16 protein-coding genes are annotated in these 14,853 nt (G+C 40.2%); 13 read left to right on the forward strand and 3 right to left on the reverse strand.

The window, feature by feature from the left end; genetic code table 11:
• Window positions 1–26: 26 nt before the first annotated feature.
• Window positions 27–716 (reverse strand): iron-containing redox enzyme family protein, encoded by a 690-nt coding sequence (locus JGK16_RS00955; RefSeq protein ID WP_293174329.1) that lies wholly within the window; start codon window positions 714–716, stop codon window positions 27–29.
• A 28-nt stretch (window positions 717–744) separates the two neighbouring features.
• The gene (locus JGK16_RS00960) at window positions 745–1,785 is read right to left on the reverse strand and encodes a transporter substrate-binding domain-containing protein (RefSeq protein WP_293174326.1); all 1,041 of its coding nucleotides are present in this window, start codon (window positions 1,783–1,785) and stop codon (window positions 745–747) included.
• Between the two features lie 793 nt (window positions 1,786–2,578).
• On the opposite strand from JGK16_RS00960, the gene JGK16_RS00965 reads away from it, so the two are divergent.
• From JGK16_RS00965 to JGK16_RS01000, 8 genes are all read left to right on the forward strand, one after another.
• Window positions 2,579–2,842: a hypothetical protein gene (locus tag JGK16_RS00965; protein ID WP_293174323.1), complete on the forward strand. Its 264-nt coding sequence runs from the start codon at window positions 2,579–2,581 to the stop codon at window positions 2,840–2,842.
• A 56-nt stretch (window positions 2,843–2,898) separates the two neighbouring features.
• Entirely contained in the window at window positions 2,899–3,573 is a 675-nt protein-coding gene (locus JGK16_RS00970; RefSeq protein ID WP_293174321.1) for a serine O-acetyltransferase, read from the forward strand.
• Between the two features lies 1 nt (window position 3,574).
• Window positions 3,575–4,063: a Mov34/MPN/PAD-1 family protein gene (locus tag JGK16_RS00975; RefSeq protein ID WP_293174318.1), complete on the forward strand. Its 489-nt coding sequence runs from the start codon at window positions 3,575–3,577 to the stop codon at window positions 4,061–4,063.
• 48 nt (window positions 4,064–4,111) lie between these two features.
• Entirely contained in the window at window positions 4,112–5,053 is a 942-nt protein-coding gene (locus tag JGK16_RS00980; protein ID WP_293174315.1) for a PLP-dependent cysteine synthase family protein, read from the forward strand.
• Window positions 5,054–5,125: 72 nt separating this feature from the next.
• Complete coding sequence (locus JGK16_RS00985) at window positions 5,126–5,863, forward strand: alanyl-tRNA editing protein (protein WP_293174312.1); 738 nt, start codon at window positions 5,126–5,128, stop codon at window positions 5,861–5,863.
• 256 nt (window positions 5,864–6,119) lie between these two features.
• Complete coding sequence (locus JGK16_RS00990; protein WP_293174309.1) at window positions 6,120–6,455, forward strand: hypothetical protein; 336 nt, start codon at window positions 6,120–6,122, stop codon at window positions 6,453–6,455.
• Window positions 6,448–6,822, forward strand: a complete 375-nt coding sequence (locus JGK16_RS00995; protein ID WP_293174306.1) for a type II toxin-antitoxin system RelE/ParE family toxin — start codon at window positions 6,448–6,450, stop codon at window positions 6,820–6,822. Before JGK16_RS00990 ends, JGK16_RS00995 begins: the two co-directional genes overlap by 8 nt.
• Before the next feature lie 100 nt (window positions 6,823–6,922).
• Window positions 6,923–7,099: a hypothetical protein gene (locus JGK16_RS01000; RefSeq protein WP_293174304.1), complete on the forward strand. Its 177-nt coding sequence runs from the start codon at window positions 6,923–6,925 to the stop codon at window positions 7,097–7,099.
• A gap of 123 nt (window positions 7,100–7,222) precedes the next feature.
• Here JGK16_RS01000 and JGK16_RS01005 read toward each other — a convergent pair whose 3' ends face one another.
• Window positions 7,223–8,875 carry an FAD-dependent oxidoreductase gene (locus JGK16_RS01005; RefSeq protein ID WP_293174301.1) on the reverse strand — a complete coding sequence of 551 codons (1,653 nt, stop codon included), beginning with the start codon at window positions 8,873–8,875 and terminating at the stop codon, window positions 7,223–7,225.
• Between the two features lie 58 nt (window positions 8,876–8,933).
• Between JGK16_RS01005 and JGK16_RS01010 the strand changes: the two genes are divergently transcribed.
• From JGK16_RS01010 to JGK16_RS01030, 5 genes are all read left to right on the forward strand, one after another.
• A complete protein-coding gene (locus tag JGK16_RS01010; RefSeq protein ID WP_293202694.1) occupies window positions 8,934–9,074 on the forward strand; it encodes a hypothetical protein in 141 nt (46 codons plus the stop codon).
• A gap of 90 nt (window positions 9,075–9,164) precedes the next feature.
• Window positions 9,165–11,270: a GNAT family N-acetyltransferase gene (locus tag JGK16_RS01015; RefSeq protein WP_293189294.1), complete on the forward strand. Its 2,106-nt coding sequence runs from the start codon at window positions 9,165–9,167 to the stop codon at window positions 11,268–11,270.
• Between the two features lie 17 nt (window positions 11,271–11,287).
• A complete protein-coding gene (locus tag JGK16_RS01020) occupies window positions 11,288–11,725 on the forward strand; it encodes an ASCH domain-containing protein (protein WP_293189296.1) in 438 nt (145 codons plus the stop codon).
• Between the two features lie 45 nt (window positions 11,726–11,770).
• The gene (locus tag JGK16_RS01025) at window positions 11,771–13,384 is read left to right on the forward strand and encodes an AAA family ATPase (RefSeq protein WP_293189298.1); all 1,614 of its coding nucleotides are present in this window, start codon (window positions 11,771–11,773) and stop codon (window positions 13,382–13,384) included.
• Between the two features lie 177 nt (window positions 13,385–13,561).
• Window positions 13,562–14,764: a restriction endonuclease gene (locus JGK16_RS01030; protein WP_293189300.1), complete on the forward strand. Its 1,203-nt coding sequence runs from the start codon at window positions 13,562–13,564 to the stop codon at window positions 14,762–14,764.
• Window positions 14,765–14,853: the final 89 nt, after the last annotated feature.

Genomic DNA, 14,853 nt, shown 5'->3' on the forward strand with positions numbered 1-14,853 from the left:
GTGTTCCTCCAAAGGAATCAAAATTTTTAAATACAGCAATCTGTTGTTTTGTCTTGTAAGTGCGCTATTAATCCACGCCACATTTCAGTTTGTGTCTGAAAAACAAATTCTTTTGCCCGATTGAAGGCACTTTCTCCGCCTTCTTGTTTTCTAAGCCAAGCTACAACATCTTCAAACATTTCAAAGTGGTTGGCGACAGCATGAAGCTGAAAGAAACGTAGCCCTTGCTGTGAGACATCTGCTTGTTTCACAACCCGTAGTAGTAGTTGGTAGTCGGGGATGTCAAAAGCTTCATAGATTGCGATAGTAAACAGGGCTTCTGCAAGGGGCGCTTGCCGACAGTAGGTTTGCAGCGCCCGATTAAACAGGGAGGCAAATGCAGGTTCCTTTAGAGAATCTTCTTCCCGAGCGCCAACGGAAGCTAAAAAATCTCGGTACAACTGGTTGTGGCTCTGCCCACTTTTTCCGCCCAATTCTTCGTACAGATTTTTCGCTATTCCCTCCCACAAAAATTCATTGGTGCAGCACCGCTCACCCACAATAAAGTTGAGGTGGCAGAAGTCATAGCGGATAAAGTGAAAAGCTTCAGCAAATTGCTTTAAGCCCTCAATATTACTTGTAATATCACACAGAGATTTTTCCACCGCCAATTCTTTGAGAATTCGTTCTTCGTCATTAATTATTTGTTCTGCTAACAGACTAAATGAAATTTTCACAATTTGACTAGCTCCTTGCACTGATGATTTATGAAACTTGATTGACCAACTTCAAAACAGCATTAACAGAGGCGGTTAATTGTTCTTCATTTGGGTGAAAAGCAAATGCTGGATACAATTCCAAATCCTTCACACATCTTATATTGAGAACTTGCCAGTTATTCTCATCAGCTACACTTTTACAAAGAACGTGGTCAGAGCATAGAATAGGAATCACATCACTTTCCTTGGACTCAAAGGCTTTCATATAACTAAAAGCTTTTGCTTTGTCTGCAAATGCCTCTCGCTCGTAATAATTACCGAGCATACTGACTACCCAATCTCCGATCTCATTTTCTATGTAAACCAACCGAACACGTTTATGTGGTAAATCTTCTAGAAAGTCTGCATCAATTTCTATTGGTAGAGTAACTGCGGTCAGTTTAAGTTTTCCCCCTGAATACCACGGATCAGATAAGCGGTAATCAAAAAATCTGCCTGGTGCAGCCAGCATGAAAGGGGCAATTCCATGAACTTTACGTTCAGCAATTGCAAGAGGCATTTCTTGCCAAGTTAAGTATTGCCATTCTGTGTCTATCCCAAGCAAATCACCTACTCTTTCAGCGCAGTCAATGGCAATACCAATAGGCTTTTCTCCATACCTTTCCGGAGGCTCTGCCCAATTTGGATAAACAAGAGTATACCCAAGTTTCCATGAGCGATTATGAGCTATTTCTTGCCAGCTAGAATCAACTACCTTTCCCCGAATACTGGCGCTGTACCCTGCCGCTTCAAGCAGTTCATTCAACAAGCCATCAATCGTATCAGAAACTGGAAAGGGATTATGAGGAAGATTCTGATAGACTTCATCTAAGCGACGACCTAAAAATACTGCAATACGATTAACAATTGCTTTTGACGGAACGTTTTCGCCCCTTGCCCACCGATAGAACTGAGCTTCCCCAACCTGGATTTCAGCCATGAATTGCTGCTTTGTCCAGTTTGCTTTGGCAAGATAGCCTTCCACAACCTGAACAAATTTTGACTGAGACCCGGTATCTTCAGAACGAGTGCGTTTTGGGCGTGCCATTGAGATTATTTACTCTCCTTTTTTTTTGAAACCAATAGACTCGCAATAAAGCTGACTTGCTGCGAGGTGCTAGTTGCCCTGCTTGCATTTCAGAGGTCAAGCTCGGCTGGCAAGCTTGAGGTCGTTGCAGCTAGCTGTATGCTAAGCCCACAAAAGTTTACACCATATAGCTAGCCTTTGAGCATCACAACTGTAAGTTTTGACGATCTTGATAAGACAAATTCATTTGCCATCTGCCCCAATCCTAACAGACATACGCTGGATCGTCATGAGTGGATGCCGTACCTAAGATAATTAAACATACTCATTTTGCAAAAACCGGAAATCGTGAAACGATAGTCTTCCTTGCCAGACTGATTGACACATAAGACTTTTCCTTTGTCCCAGAGGTGCGGGAAACCTAACCTATTAGGTCTACCCACTCGATCGGGACTTACGAAAAGAGTCTTTTACACTATCTGTAGAGTACGCAGTGCATACTCTACAGATAGAGTTTATGTGTAAGTCCTATCTATAAAAGGGTGCGGAGCAACACAAGAGTAATGGCTCAGCAGCCCTCCAGAGTGGCTTTACGCCAAGATTTGGTCATTCCAGGGAACGTTTTGGAAGGCTTCTGCAAGAGCGATCGACTGCTAAATTATATTAAAGATAGTCGTGATTGTCGTAAAACGCAAAAAATATTTGCAAAATATGTTGACAAGAGCAGGCGCGAGTAGTAAAGTGTAAATAACAAACGAAAAGAGTCCTGCCTCGGCAGAACTCTTCTGAAATAAACTTTCCCTCTAAGATTACTATGAAACTTGAAGCTCTGACAAGTGCTGCCGCTTCAGATGTAGGCTATTGGGCTGTTCGCGATCGCCTACCCGAAGAACAGGTCATTCTAGATCCCAATACCCTACTGGAACCGCCTGCTCCAGAAAATCCAAAGAGACTCGCGATCGTGGTCGATCGCACCCTAGAGTCTGGACTAATAGCCAATGCTGTCGCGATCGTCTCAGGCGGCTTGCAATGTGAAGCCTTTGGCTCCCCAATTCCTGATGCTCATGGGAATCTTTAGCCTGCAAGTCTCTGGAATTCAGTAGCTCTGATTACTCTTCTTGTGAGGTTCACTGTATGTTGCTCACTTTTAGTCGTCTCGATCGTCAAATCAGTCAAGTAATCGAGGGTCTCTTGCAATCCCATTTATCAGAAAGCTCTATCAGCGAACTTAAAACTCGGGAGATTATTGATCAAGTAAACGATCGAATTTACGATGACTTGATCTGCTTTTCTAATAAAGATCCAGCGGCGAAAAAATCGCCTGAGTATATTTTTGAGAGTTATCTCTCTTTTCAAGCTCTCATGTATTATCGAGTAGCCAATGCCTTATATTATAGTTGTCACAGTAATGGAAATGAGATAACCCATCTAAAAATCGTTGCGCGAAGGATATCCGAGCAAGCCAAAGCTAAAAGTGGAGTTGAAATTCATCCAGCAGCCACAATTGGTCGTAGATGTATTATAGATCACGGCTATGGTACTGTGATTGGTGAAACTTGTGAAATTGGTGATGACTGTTACATTCTTCAAGGCGTAATTTTAGGTGCAAGAGGGATTTCTGGAAATCAATATAGTAAAAGGCATCCAACGTTAGGAAATCGTGTGGAAGTAGGTGGATGTGTCAGGATTTTTGGTGCGGTGACAATTGGTGACGACGTAAAAATTTCTCCTTATATTGTCATCACCGAAGATATCCCTGCTAATTCTAAAGTATTGCTACGAACAACCAATCAAATTATCAAGAAATAAAATGAAGGCTATCTACATACAAGGTCAATCTCTACGTTCAGAAATAGAAAAAAATATTTCTGAGGAGCTGCTTGAAAAAGTTTACTATTTTGCCCGCCAAAGTTATCCAGATGAATGCTGTGGGTTAATTCTTGAAAAGGGCATCAGATCTTGCAAAAACATTCAAAATCAATTACATCAATCAGATCCAGTAACTTATCCCAGGAGCGCAAGAGAAGGGTTTGTTTTTTCATCAGAAGATTCCTTGTTCTTAAGCAGAAATATTGCTTCAGTCAATCCAGTCAAGGCAATCTATCATTCTCATCCTGATGTAGGAGCTTATTTCAGCAATGAAGACAAAAAAAATGCTCTATTTGATGGCAAGCCAATTTATCCAGTAGATCACCTGATAATTGATATACAAAGAGATGAAATTATCTGTTCTAAACTATTCAGATTTATTGCAGAAGATTATCAGTTAATTGCTGTTTTTCCTGGTAGAAAGATCTGAGAAGATACTCAAAAAAAGATTGCAAAACACAAAACAGTGATACTAATTATGATTTACAACTCAATTTTAGAGACAATTGGTCAAACTCCAGTGATTAAGCTTCAAAAAATAATTGATAAATCCCTTGATTCAAAGTTTGCCATTTATATAAAAAATGAAACGTTTAATCCTGGAGGTAGCCACAAAACTAGAATTGCCTTTAATATGATTAAAGATGCCGAAAAACAAGGGATTCTCAAACCAAATACAGGACAAACAATTCTCGAACCAACTGGAGGAAATACAGGAATGGGAATTGCTATAGCTGCTGCTATCCTCGGCTACAATGTGATCTTAGTTATTCCTGATAACTATAGCTCACAAAAACAAAAATCATTAAAAGCGTTAGGAGCAAAAATTATCCTTTCTGATAGTCGTAAAGGAGGTAATTCACATGGTGAGCTAGCAATGGAAATTCAGATTGAAAATCCTGAGTATGTGATGCTAAATCAAGGTCAAAATCCAGCAAATCCAGAAATTCATCGATTAACAACAGCTCCAGAAATTCTGGAAGACTTTCAAAATGAAACAATTGATTATTTTATTGCCAGTATTGGTACTGGAGGTCACATTACAGGAATAGGAGAAATTCTCAAAAAAGAAAAACCAAAGGTAACAATTATAGGAGTTCAACCAGACGGCTGCGAGCTTCTAGAAAATAAATTTTTTCCTCACAATATTCAAGGTCTTGCTGTTGGCATTATCCCCAAAGTATTGAATGTTAATATCATAGATCGAATGATTTCTGTAACATTTGAAGAGTCATTACAAATGATGAAAAATCTGAGCGTAAAAGAAGGCTTGTCAGTAGGTATTTCTTCTGGAGCTAATGTCGCCGCTGCTTTAAAAGTTGTTGAGGAAGTTCAGCAAAAGAAACAGCTACATCACAAAGTCAATATTCTGACGATGGCTTATGACTCAGCTATTGATTACTTAGATCTTTTTGATTGATTTTTTGATGACATCAAGCTTTGTTGCTCAGTTTTGAGTAAACTGTGAACTTTCCAAAATAAGGAGATTGAAATGACGATTTTTATTCTTAACAGTCCAGAAAAACTACCCCCAACTCAGAAGTTGTGGATTGATGAACCCTATCAGACTGAATGTGAAGCTACCGTGCTGCATACACAAGATGATTTGCTGGTAACAGATCGAACTATATTTTATGCAGAATCAGGAGGGCAAGTACCTGACAAAGGCTTTATTGACGATGTAGCTATCATTGACGTACAAAAGCAACCCGGAAAACCTATCTATATAAACCGTCCAGATGTCGAAGTTCCGATGGTACAGATTGATACTGTGGTGGTTCATAAACTAGATAGTCCTTCCCCTTTTATCGTAGGACAAAAAGTGCATATGAAGATTGATTGGGATTATCGATACAAGCTAATGCGTTACCACAGTGCAACTCACTTTGTTTTACACGCCCTTGAAGAAATCTATGGTCATCAAGAAAAGCTATATATCAAAGGTTGCTATATATATGAACAGAGTGCCCGTTTAGACTACGCTAATAAACTCAATCCTGAACTGATTCCAAAAGTGTCTACTTTAGCTAATAATTTGATTGCTCAAGGCGATGAAATTTTGATGGAGTCAGATCCTAGTACAAAAGATATCTCTTACTGGCGTTATGGTGATATCATTATTCCTTGTGGTGGGACTCATGTAAGTAGTGCCAAAGAAGTGGGTGCCGTTTCTTTGAAGCGTAAAAGTCATGGTAAAAATCTCGATCGAATTTACATTTCTCTATGTTAAAAAGTTGGAGCGAGTTAAAATCTCTTTGGCACATAAACTGAATGTCACTCAAATCCAACTTCTACCGAAACCCTGACATTACTTGCGATTCAAAGAGGGGGATTAACAATCGCCCCTATTGGTTGAACCATCCGGGTCAATTTCCACCAAGGTTCCCGTTCCAATAGCCGTCAACTGAATGTACCGCTCGGCAATCGCATCACTACCTTTATACTTACGTTAAAATGAAGGTAAAATTAAAAGGTATGATGGCATTATGAATGTAGCAGCACTTCGACATCAAATCGATCGATGGCTCGATCGACTCTCTCCAGAACATCTGGCATTAGTTGCGAGTTTTATAGAGTTTCTAAGCCAAAAGCAACGTCAAGGGGTAATCGTTTCACAAAATAATCTGGCAGAGGTTTTCTCAGCAGAAATCCAAGAGATGCCTGCTGCTAATTCTCTTAGTATTCCAGAACCCTCAGAAATTGACGGAGAGGGCCAATCTAAAGCAGCGCTGCTACAAGATTTTCGGCAAGCTTGGCACGAAGCCATGACTGGGCAAACCATTTCGGTTTCTCAAATGTGGGAAGGAATTGAAAATGACTGACTTGCCCTTAATTCAAGTTATAGTTTCGCGAACCTTCAACCGCAATTTACGCACTCTTGCAAAAAAATACCGCAGCATTCGCAATGATATTCAACCCGTTATCGAACAACTCACACGGGGAGAACTGCCAGGAGATCGAATTGCTGGAGTGGGTTATGCAGTCTTCAAGTTGAGAGTCCGAAATAGCGACACTCAAAAAGGTAAAAGTGGTGGCTATCGTTTAATTTACTACGTCCAAACAGCAACGGGAATCATTTTGCTGACCCTTTACACAAAATCCGAACAAGTCGATATTGCAGCAGAAGATATTCAAAACATTATTACAGAATACCAGCAGCAGCAGAGCGAAGATCGAGAGGATATCTAAGAGTTTGGGAATCCTGCGCCGTAGAAGGAGACTTGCTAGGTCGGGTGCTGGAAGCTAAAATAGGCATGGAACGAATTATTGCTAGATTGGAGAACTTACAATGAGACAGCTACCGGATGAAAAAGAATTACTTGAACTGCTGGAAATGACAAAAATAGTTGAACGGCAAATGATAGAAGTAGGTCAGATGATAACGGCGGTGGATGAGAAATCTGCAAAACGCATTGGTAAATTTAGAGAAGCGATGTTACAGAAAAAAGAAGTTTCAGGTGTTTGAGTTGAACCAGCAAAGAAAAAGCGATCGCACTTTGTCAAAAAAAAGTGCGATCGCTCTTAATTAGTTTACAAAATTTCCTATTTCCACCGAATATTTCGCTCGTCCCCTACTACTTCCTTAGATCTATTTCACCTCTTTATAATCCACGCCATAACTCGTATCTCTCCCCGACAAATAAGTAGTTTTCCCCGTTAAAGTCTCCAAAGTTTCCCTTGTTTTACTCGAAGTAATCGTATTTAGCGGCACTCCCAACTTGCTAGCCAAACCCGCCGCCACGCCCACGCCTTGTCCTTGATAAATATTCACCGTCGCAATTCGCCCGACTGATACCGCCATCCCGACATAACCGGACGATCGCCCTACGATCGCCAAATTACTCACTTTACTCGCCAAAGCGCTCTCTATCCCAAAATTATAGGTCGGCAGCGGCGGAATTCTCGATTCCAAATCCTTGACTCCCCCCCGCAAGTCGAAATCATAGGAAAAACTGCCGATCGACTTGGAGGGCTCTGTTCCTCCTTTGATAATCTCTTTCCCACTTAGCGGCGCCACCACATCCCGAACATTCAAAGTTTGTCTGATATAAATCTCTTCCGGGATAAATACTCTCACATCTTTACCAGATTTTTTTTGCAGCCATTCTTGGAGATGTGACATTTCTTTCACCATCTCAGCATTCGGTTTTCTGCCGTTAGCTTCCATCTTCATCAATTCATCAACTTGATATTTAAATAAAAACCCGTTCCACGACAGCGAATTATCTTTATAAACGCAAACATTGGCTTTGTCAAAGAAGAATCCTTTATCTTGAGTAAAGGGCAAGTTCCTGTCTACGTGATATGCCGCACCTAGGGCTACGCTTCTGATGTTGTAGCCGTCTCGATATGCCTGATAAATCGGACTCAAGAAATTCCTCATCCAGAATTCTGTACTCGCCGGATCTTTATATTTGGTAATGCTTGCTTTGATTTTTTCGACTAAAGGCGTGTCGTAGAGAATGTCATCTTCTATTTTGCGGAAGTCTGCCATCGTTAGCCCCGTAATTGTCGGCACTACAGATACTGCTAAAGTTTCATTTTTGGATTTAATATTTTGCGATTCATATCCTGTATAATAAGATAATCCGGCTTTTCTTGCCAGTTCCGCGTCTTGAGTTACGTCAATAAAAGAGTTAGCTTGAATTTTAATATTGCTCTCTTTGACTTCGGCATATTCTATTTTTTTATCAACTACGTGAGGAGTCAGAGTTGAGTGGGAAATAAGTTTAACTCCGGCTTCCGAAAGCATCTCTCTCAGAGCTTTATCAGCGGTTTTTGGTTCCAAGCAAGATTCGGGAACATTCGCTTTGTCTAAGAATTCGCGGAAACATTGGGCGTAGGGTTGGCGGTACCAGTCGGGGATTTTATCTAAATCGACGTAACCTAAACCGCCGCGGGTGAGTACGCCGCCCAAAAGAGCAGTTGCGTAGTTCGATCGCACAACAGCAACTTTACCCTTTTCACCTAAAGTCTTTTTTGCCCATATAGCCGCACATATCCCCGGCACTTCATCGCCATATACTACTACATCAAACTTTTGATCCGGTGATTTGTGGGGTTCTGCTGGGGGCGGGCTGCTGGATTTTTGCCGGATAGTTTCGGTATCTGATGTGGCGCTGGCTGGGTTTCTGTGTGTGATGTCATTGGCGGCTTGTTGGAAGTGCCCAGAGTCAACTAAAATTTTTACGGCTACGAAGAAGATTGCAATGGCGGCTAATTTCTTGAAAGTAAAGGGCATTTAGTTGACTCGTTGATAATTTTGGCATACCTGAAAGCGCTGTTCAGGGTTTACGGAGTTGAATATAACACTTTTCAGTAAGTTTGGCACAAGTTTCGCATTTGTTTGGCTGCGCGCTTGTGGTTTGAGAAGGCAAGTGGCGGCGGTGGAGGCGATCGCACTTTTGACTCTCTCACTCCCCAATTTACTGGTAATCTGATACGTGGTAGGCATAAAAGGGCGATCGTGAGTTTGCTCAATAGTGTCTAATCATGCAACTACGTTATGAAATAGAGGGAACCGTAACAAAATGACAAAAAATATACAGATAACGATCGAAGCAATCGATCATAGATCCCCTCATTTACAAACCGTTATAGCATTAAGCGATGCCAATAAAAAAACTCTTGGCTTGTTACCAAGAGATGCTTTTACAGAATATGCAATCAAGCGCACGATTCTTGTGGCTATTGATCCCGATAAAAATTGTATTGGTTATCTGCTATACCGGAAGGTGATCCGAAAACACGCAATTGTTATTGTTCATCTCTGCATCGCTCCCTCATGGCGTGGCAAAGATGTTGCTAAAAAGCTAGTCAATTACTTAAGTCAAAAAACTCAGGATTTTTATAGGATTGAGCTTAAATGCCGCCGAGACTATGGAATAGACGGGATGTGGTATAAATTAGGCTTTGTTCCCTTAGATGAAAAGACAGGCAAAAGTAAGGATGGTAAACTTCTTACAATTTGGTGGCTAGAACACAATCATCCTACAATATTTTCTTATGCTGCTAATCAGAAGCTTGAATCTAAACTTTGTGCAGTCATCGACACAAGCGTTTTCTTGGAATTGCACGGAAATGAAGAGCTTAAAACTACAGAATCCGACTCTCTACTCGCTGATTGGTTGCAGGATGACTTGGAGTTGTGCATCACTGATGAAATTTTCAAATCAATCAACAGAATAGATGATGCTAAATTAAGAGATAGCAAACGTTACCTCGCTAATAGTTTTACTCAGTTGTTGTATGACAAAACTAGACTTGAAGGTATTTTATATTCTATCGCTCAACTGTTGGTCGGCCAATCTATAACTTTCGACCAAGGTACAATAAATCAATTAGCTATAACTATTGCTTCTGATTCTCCGGTATTTGTAACTCGCAACATAAAAATTTTGAATTTAGCTGATGAGATTTATAAGAAATTTACACTGGAAGTAATTAGCCCAACTAATTTAATTTTAAAATTCGATGATATTCGCAGAAATGTTGAATATCAACCTGTTCGCTTGGCAGGTACATCTATAAAGATGAAACTCATCCAAAAATTTGAACAATTTCGATTAATTGATAGTTTTCATGCTAGTGAAAAGGGCGAAACAGAGGGAGAATTTAAACAACGGCTGCGCCACCTTATTGCTAATCCAGATAAATTTCAATGTTATGTTTTTTTAGAAAATGAAAATACACCCCTTGCTTTAATTGTTTTTGATCGACACCAAACTTACGAACTAAAAGTGAAAATCATGCGAGTTCGTCCAGGCGCTATAGCGGCTACGCTGGCACGGTATTTGATTTTCTATTCTATATCACTCTCAGCCGATGAAAAGCGACAATTTACCAGAATTATTGACCCATATCTGGAAGAAACTGTTTTACAAGCTATTCAAGAAGATGCTTTTGTTCGAGTTAATAATGGGTATTTAAAGGCGAATCTTGCTGTTGCAAAAACATCAACAGAACTATCTAAGTACCTTGCCGAATTAGGTAATATGGAACCAGAATATCATTTTTGCATTCAGCTCGCAGAAACTCTTACTATCAGCGAATCAACTCAAGATATAAAGACTATATCGGAGATAGAACGTCACCTTTGGCCTGCTAAAGTTATTAATGCTGACTTGCCTACATTCATTATTCCTATTCAACCCAGATGGGCAAAAGATTTGTTTGATGAACACTTGGCTAACCAGTGCCTCTGCCTCTTTGAATCTCAAACTGATCTAGCACTCAGACGCGAACTGGTGTACTATAAGGGAAATAATGGCGGTCTAAAACCTGGTGTTATTGGTAGAATTTTATGGTATGTTAGCTCCGACAGAGCATTTACTGGGACACAAGAGGTTAAAGCTTGTTCTAGGTTAGATGAAGTTATCATAGACAAACCTGAAAAACTATATAGACAGTTCCGCCACTTAGGTGTATATGGGTTAAAAGATTTAATGAATCTAGCAAGAGACAAACCAGATGAAGATATTATGGCTATCAGATTTAGCTATACCAAGATTTTTACTAAACGACTGACATTAAATAGGCTTCGGGAAATACTTGAAAATAAAACAACCGTTCAAAGTTTATTTAAGATTTCAAAGGAACAATTCGGTATCATATATAATGAAGGAACCGCGACATAAATAAAGGAGTGTAACCCATGTCAAGTATCTTGCTATTATCTATTCGACCGGAATATGCCAACAAAATATTTGATAGCAATAAGACTGTTGAATTGCGGCGCGTCCGCCCTCGATTATTGAACGAAGGCGATTTGGTATTAATTTACATTTCTTCCCCGACTAAAGCTGTATTCGGTTCATTCAAAGTGGATACTATCATAGAAAAACCAATTGCGGAACTTTGGGAGGAAGTTGAAGATAAAGCGGGCATTTCATCTGAAAAATTTTATGATTATTATCAAGGTACAAAAACAGGTATTGGAATTTTTCTTAAAGATATTCACAGGTTTAGCCAACCAGTAGACTTACACCGTTTAAGAAAAAAGTTGCCTGAGCTTAAACCACCACAAAGTTATCGTTACATCACCGATAAACAGTTGAGAATAGTCTATTCTCTAGGAGAATGTTCGAGATAAATATTTACTACAATAATTTATTAATCAATAGTTGGCAAGAGCAGTATGCTAGCGAAAAAAAAAGCTGAGTTTGTCAGGCTATTTCAGGAATTTGTCAGTTCATATCCCTACACTCCAGATGGGTTACGTCATAGGGTGGCTTACGAGGAGCAGCGTCAGCAGGGACGTAGAAATTTTGAAGCGATCGCTTCTGCTGCTGAGTCTGGAGAGGATGTGACTGAATCCGTAATCTTGCAACTTCTACCTTACCAAGACTCTCCTGCTAATCGACAAAGAGGAGCCTGGGTTCATATTAATCCGTGCATAACACAAGGGTTATTATGGAATTCAAAATTGTATAAAAATTTGTCATTAATAACACCAGTAAGAATTGCCCAATTAATTATCTATTTAGTCTGCTGTTGTAACGACGATCCGAGTCAACTATCTTCTGCCTGTAGAAACTTTTCCGAAGAAATGCCAGCCTCCTTATTCGGCGAGATAGGAATGTTAACACCTATCCTGAATGCTCTCCATCCCGATGACTTTCTTGCGATTAATGACAAGTCAATACAGGTGATTAACTATTTCGCCAATACTTCGTATAGCAAAAAGCTAATAGACTACTCATCTGCTAACTTCACCGGACGCGAGCTCATTGAAGAATTAACTAAAGAAATGCACCAAAATGGCGCTCCCTCTATTCGAGATGACGATCTATTTGATATGTTCTGCCACTGGCTTGTCGAGATAAAAAAATATGACTTTCCTAGTAACGAAGTGCCACTGGTAGATGAGGAAATTATGTTTAAATACGCTGTAGAAGAAGTAAAGTTGCAACCAGAATATCTTTTGAACCAATGTGCCGAAGAAACTGGCTTCACCGAAACCCAACTAGCCCAATGGATACACACCATTAACCGCAAAGGTCAAACCATCATCCAAGGCCCGCCCGGCACTGGAAAAACCTTCCTCGCGCAAAAACTTGCCCAACACTTAATCGGCGGCGGTGACGGTTTCTCAGACACGATCCAATTTCATCCAGCTTATACTTATGAAGACTTTATTCAAGGCCTTCGCCCACAAAGTCAAGATGGGCAATTAACTTATCCAATAGTTCCCGGTAGATTCCTTGAATTTTGCGAAAAAGCCGAAGTCTGTGAAGACACTTGTGTTCTGATTATTGATGAAATTAATCGCGCAAATTTATCTCAAGTCTTTGGCGAGTTAATGTATCTCCTAGATGACCGACAAGATACAAAACGCTTTATTACACTAGCCAGCGGTCAAAAATTCAGAATCCCGACAAATGTCCGCATCATCGGCACAATGAACACCGCAGACCGCTCTATTGCCTTAGTCGATAACGCACTCCGCCGCCGTTTTGCATTCATTCCCATCTATCCCAACTATGAAGTCCTGCGACAGTATCACCAGAGAGAGAAAACGGTTTTCCCAGTCGATCAATTAACTAGGATTCTAGAAAATGTCAATCGGGCAATTAACAACAAACATTATGAATTAGGCATCTCCTTCTTTTTGACAAAAACCTTAGCTGAAGATATCCAAGATATTTGGCAAATGGAAATTGAGCCATATCTCGAAGAATACTTTTTTGATGACCAGGCAAAAATGGATGAATTTCTCTGGGATAAAATCAAAGACAAATTGAGCAATTGAGCATCTAACGCTACCATTACCAAAAATATGCCGTTACAGCATCTATGAAACAATGTGATTGACTTAAGAGAGTCCTAGAGGGAAAACTGTGTGAACAATAGATACTGCGATTGCTTTCCTACGGATCGCTTCGCTAACGTTCCTCGCAATGACAACTACTGACTGAACCGTATTTCTATGAAACGAGAATCACCCCAAATTATCGAACTCACAGAATATCAATTAGCGACCTTTGAGCGAGATGCAATCCCCCAATCAGTAGGAGAGAAAATCTACCATAATTATGCTAAGGAAATAGATATTGAATTTCCCAACCCTAAAACAAAATATAAATGGCAATTAAAGTCTCAAGGCCGAGTTGGCAATATTCCAATTACTCCACAATTTCACATTGTGATCAAACCCAAAGTTCCGATCGCAAATTTATTCGGAATGCTTGAGTATGCCTACGAACTTAAGATAAGTTTTCCGAAAGGACAGATTGAGTGCGAATCTTTGAAACAAGTATATGAACGATTAGCTAACATCCTGGCGCTGAAAATTCTCGAACGCTGTCGCAAAGGATTATATCGCGATTACTTACCAAAAATAGAAAAACTTTCCTATATTCGCGGTCGCATCGATGTCCGGGAAGCTGTGCAAAAACCTTGGGAGGTTAAACTAAAATGTCACTATAACGAACAAACAGGCGATATCGAAGATAATCAAATTCTGGCTTGGACACTTTTCATTATTGGCCGTAGCGGTTTGTGCCGCGAATCTGTCTCATCGAGGGTGCGAAAAGCTTTTCACGCACTCCAAGGATTTGTTACTCTAACATCTTTTAAACCAGAAGCTTGTATCGATCGCACTTATCACCGTCTTAATCAAGATTATCAACTTTTACACGCCCTCTGTCGGTTTTTTTTAGATAACACAGGGCCCAGTCACGAAATGGGCGATCGCGAAATGCTCCCTTTTCTGATCAACATGGCTAGTTTATATGAACAGTTTGTCGCTGAATGGCTCAAGGCTAATACACCAAAAGGCTTCTTTGTCAAGAAAAAACACACGGTCACACATGACCAAAATTACTCCGATCGCATTGACTTACTGCTGTGCGATATAGAAACAGGTAAAGTCCAATACGTCCTCGATACCAAATACAAAGCTCCCGATCGAGCAGACAGTGGAGACCGCCATCAAATAGTTGCCTACGCAAATGCACTAAAGTGTAAAAATGCAATTCTTATCTACCCGGAACACCTCAAACAGCCACTAGACATAAAAAATGGCGATCTGCGAGTTCGCAGTCTAAACTTTTCCCTAAATGACGATCTCAATGAAGCCGGACAAATATTCTTAACCTCTCTACTTCCAAGCACCGTCTCCTATTGGTGACAACTTAAGTAAAGGTACAAATTTTTAAGGCATACAAAAAAATGTAAATAGCTGAAATACTTACAGGCAAAGCAGTTTAGCTCTACTGA

The organism is Microcoleus sp. PH2017_09_SFU_O_A, from assembly GCF_020738625.1.
In the GTDB taxonomy this organism is placed as follows: Bacteria; Cyanobacteriota; Cyanobacteriia; order Cyanobacteriales; family Microcoleaceae; genus Microcoleus.

What these genes read in the sequence shown, in the direction of transcription:
- JGK16_RS00960 (WP_293174326.1), bottom strand. Translation starts at nt 1,785, where the DNA reads ATGGCACGCCCAAAACGCACTCGTTCTGAAGATACCGGGTCTCAGTCA.
- JGK16_RS00965 (WP_293174323.1), top strand. Translation starts at nt 2,579, where the DNA reads ATGAAACTTGAAGCTCTGACAAGTGCTGCCGCTTCAGATGTAGGCTAT.
- JGK16_RS00970 (WP_293174321.1), top strand. Translation starts at nt 2,899, where the DNA reads ATGTTGCTCACTTTTAGTCGTCTCGATCGTCAAATCAGTCAAGTAATC.
- JGK16_RS00975 (WP_293174318.1), top strand. Translation starts at nt 3,575, where the DNA reads ATGAAGGCTATCTACATACAAGGTCAATCTCTACGTTCAGAAATAGAA.
- JGK16_RS00980 (WP_293174315.1), top strand. Translation starts at nt 4,112, where the DNA reads ATGATTTACAACTCAATTTTAGAGACAATTGGTCAAACTCCAGTGATT.
- JGK16_RS00985 (WP_293174312.1), top strand. Translation starts at nt 5,126, where the DNA reads ATGACGATTTTTATTCTTAACAGTCCAGAAAAACTACCCCCAACTCAG.
- JGK16_RS00990 (WP_293174309.1), top strand. Translation starts at nt 6,120, where the DNA reads ATGAATGTAGCAGCACTTCGACATCAAATCGATCGATGGCTCGATCGA.
- JGK16_RS00995 (WP_293174306.1), top strand. Translation starts at nt 6,448, where the DNA reads ATGACTGACTTGCCCTTAATTCAAGTTATAGTTTCGCGAACCTTCAAC.
- JGK16_RS01000 (WP_293174304.1), top strand. Translation starts at nt 6,923, where the DNA reads ATGAGACAGCTACCGGATGAAAAAGAATTACTTGAACTGCTGGAAATG.
- JGK16_RS01005 (WP_293174301.1), bottom strand. Translation starts at nt 8,875, where the DNA reads ATGCCCTTTACTTTCAAGAAATTAGCCGCCATTGCAATCTTCTTCGTA.
- JGK16_RS01015 (WP_293189294.1), top strand. Translation starts at nt 9,165, where the DNA reads ATGACAAAAAATATACAGATAACGATCGAAGCAATCGATCATAGATCC.
- JGK16_RS01020 (WP_293189296.1), top strand. Translation starts at nt 11,288, where the DNA reads ATGTCAAGTATCTTGCTATTATCTATTCGACCGGAATATGCCAACAAA.
- JGK16_RS01025 (WP_293189298.1), top strand. Translation starts at nt 11,771, where the DNA reads ATGCTAGCGAAAAAAAAAGCTGAGTTTGTCAGGCTATTTCAGGAATTT.
- JGK16_RS01030 (WP_293189300.1), top strand. Translation starts at nt 13,562, where the DNA reads ATGAAACGAGAATCACCCCAAATTATCGAACTCACAGAATATCAATTA.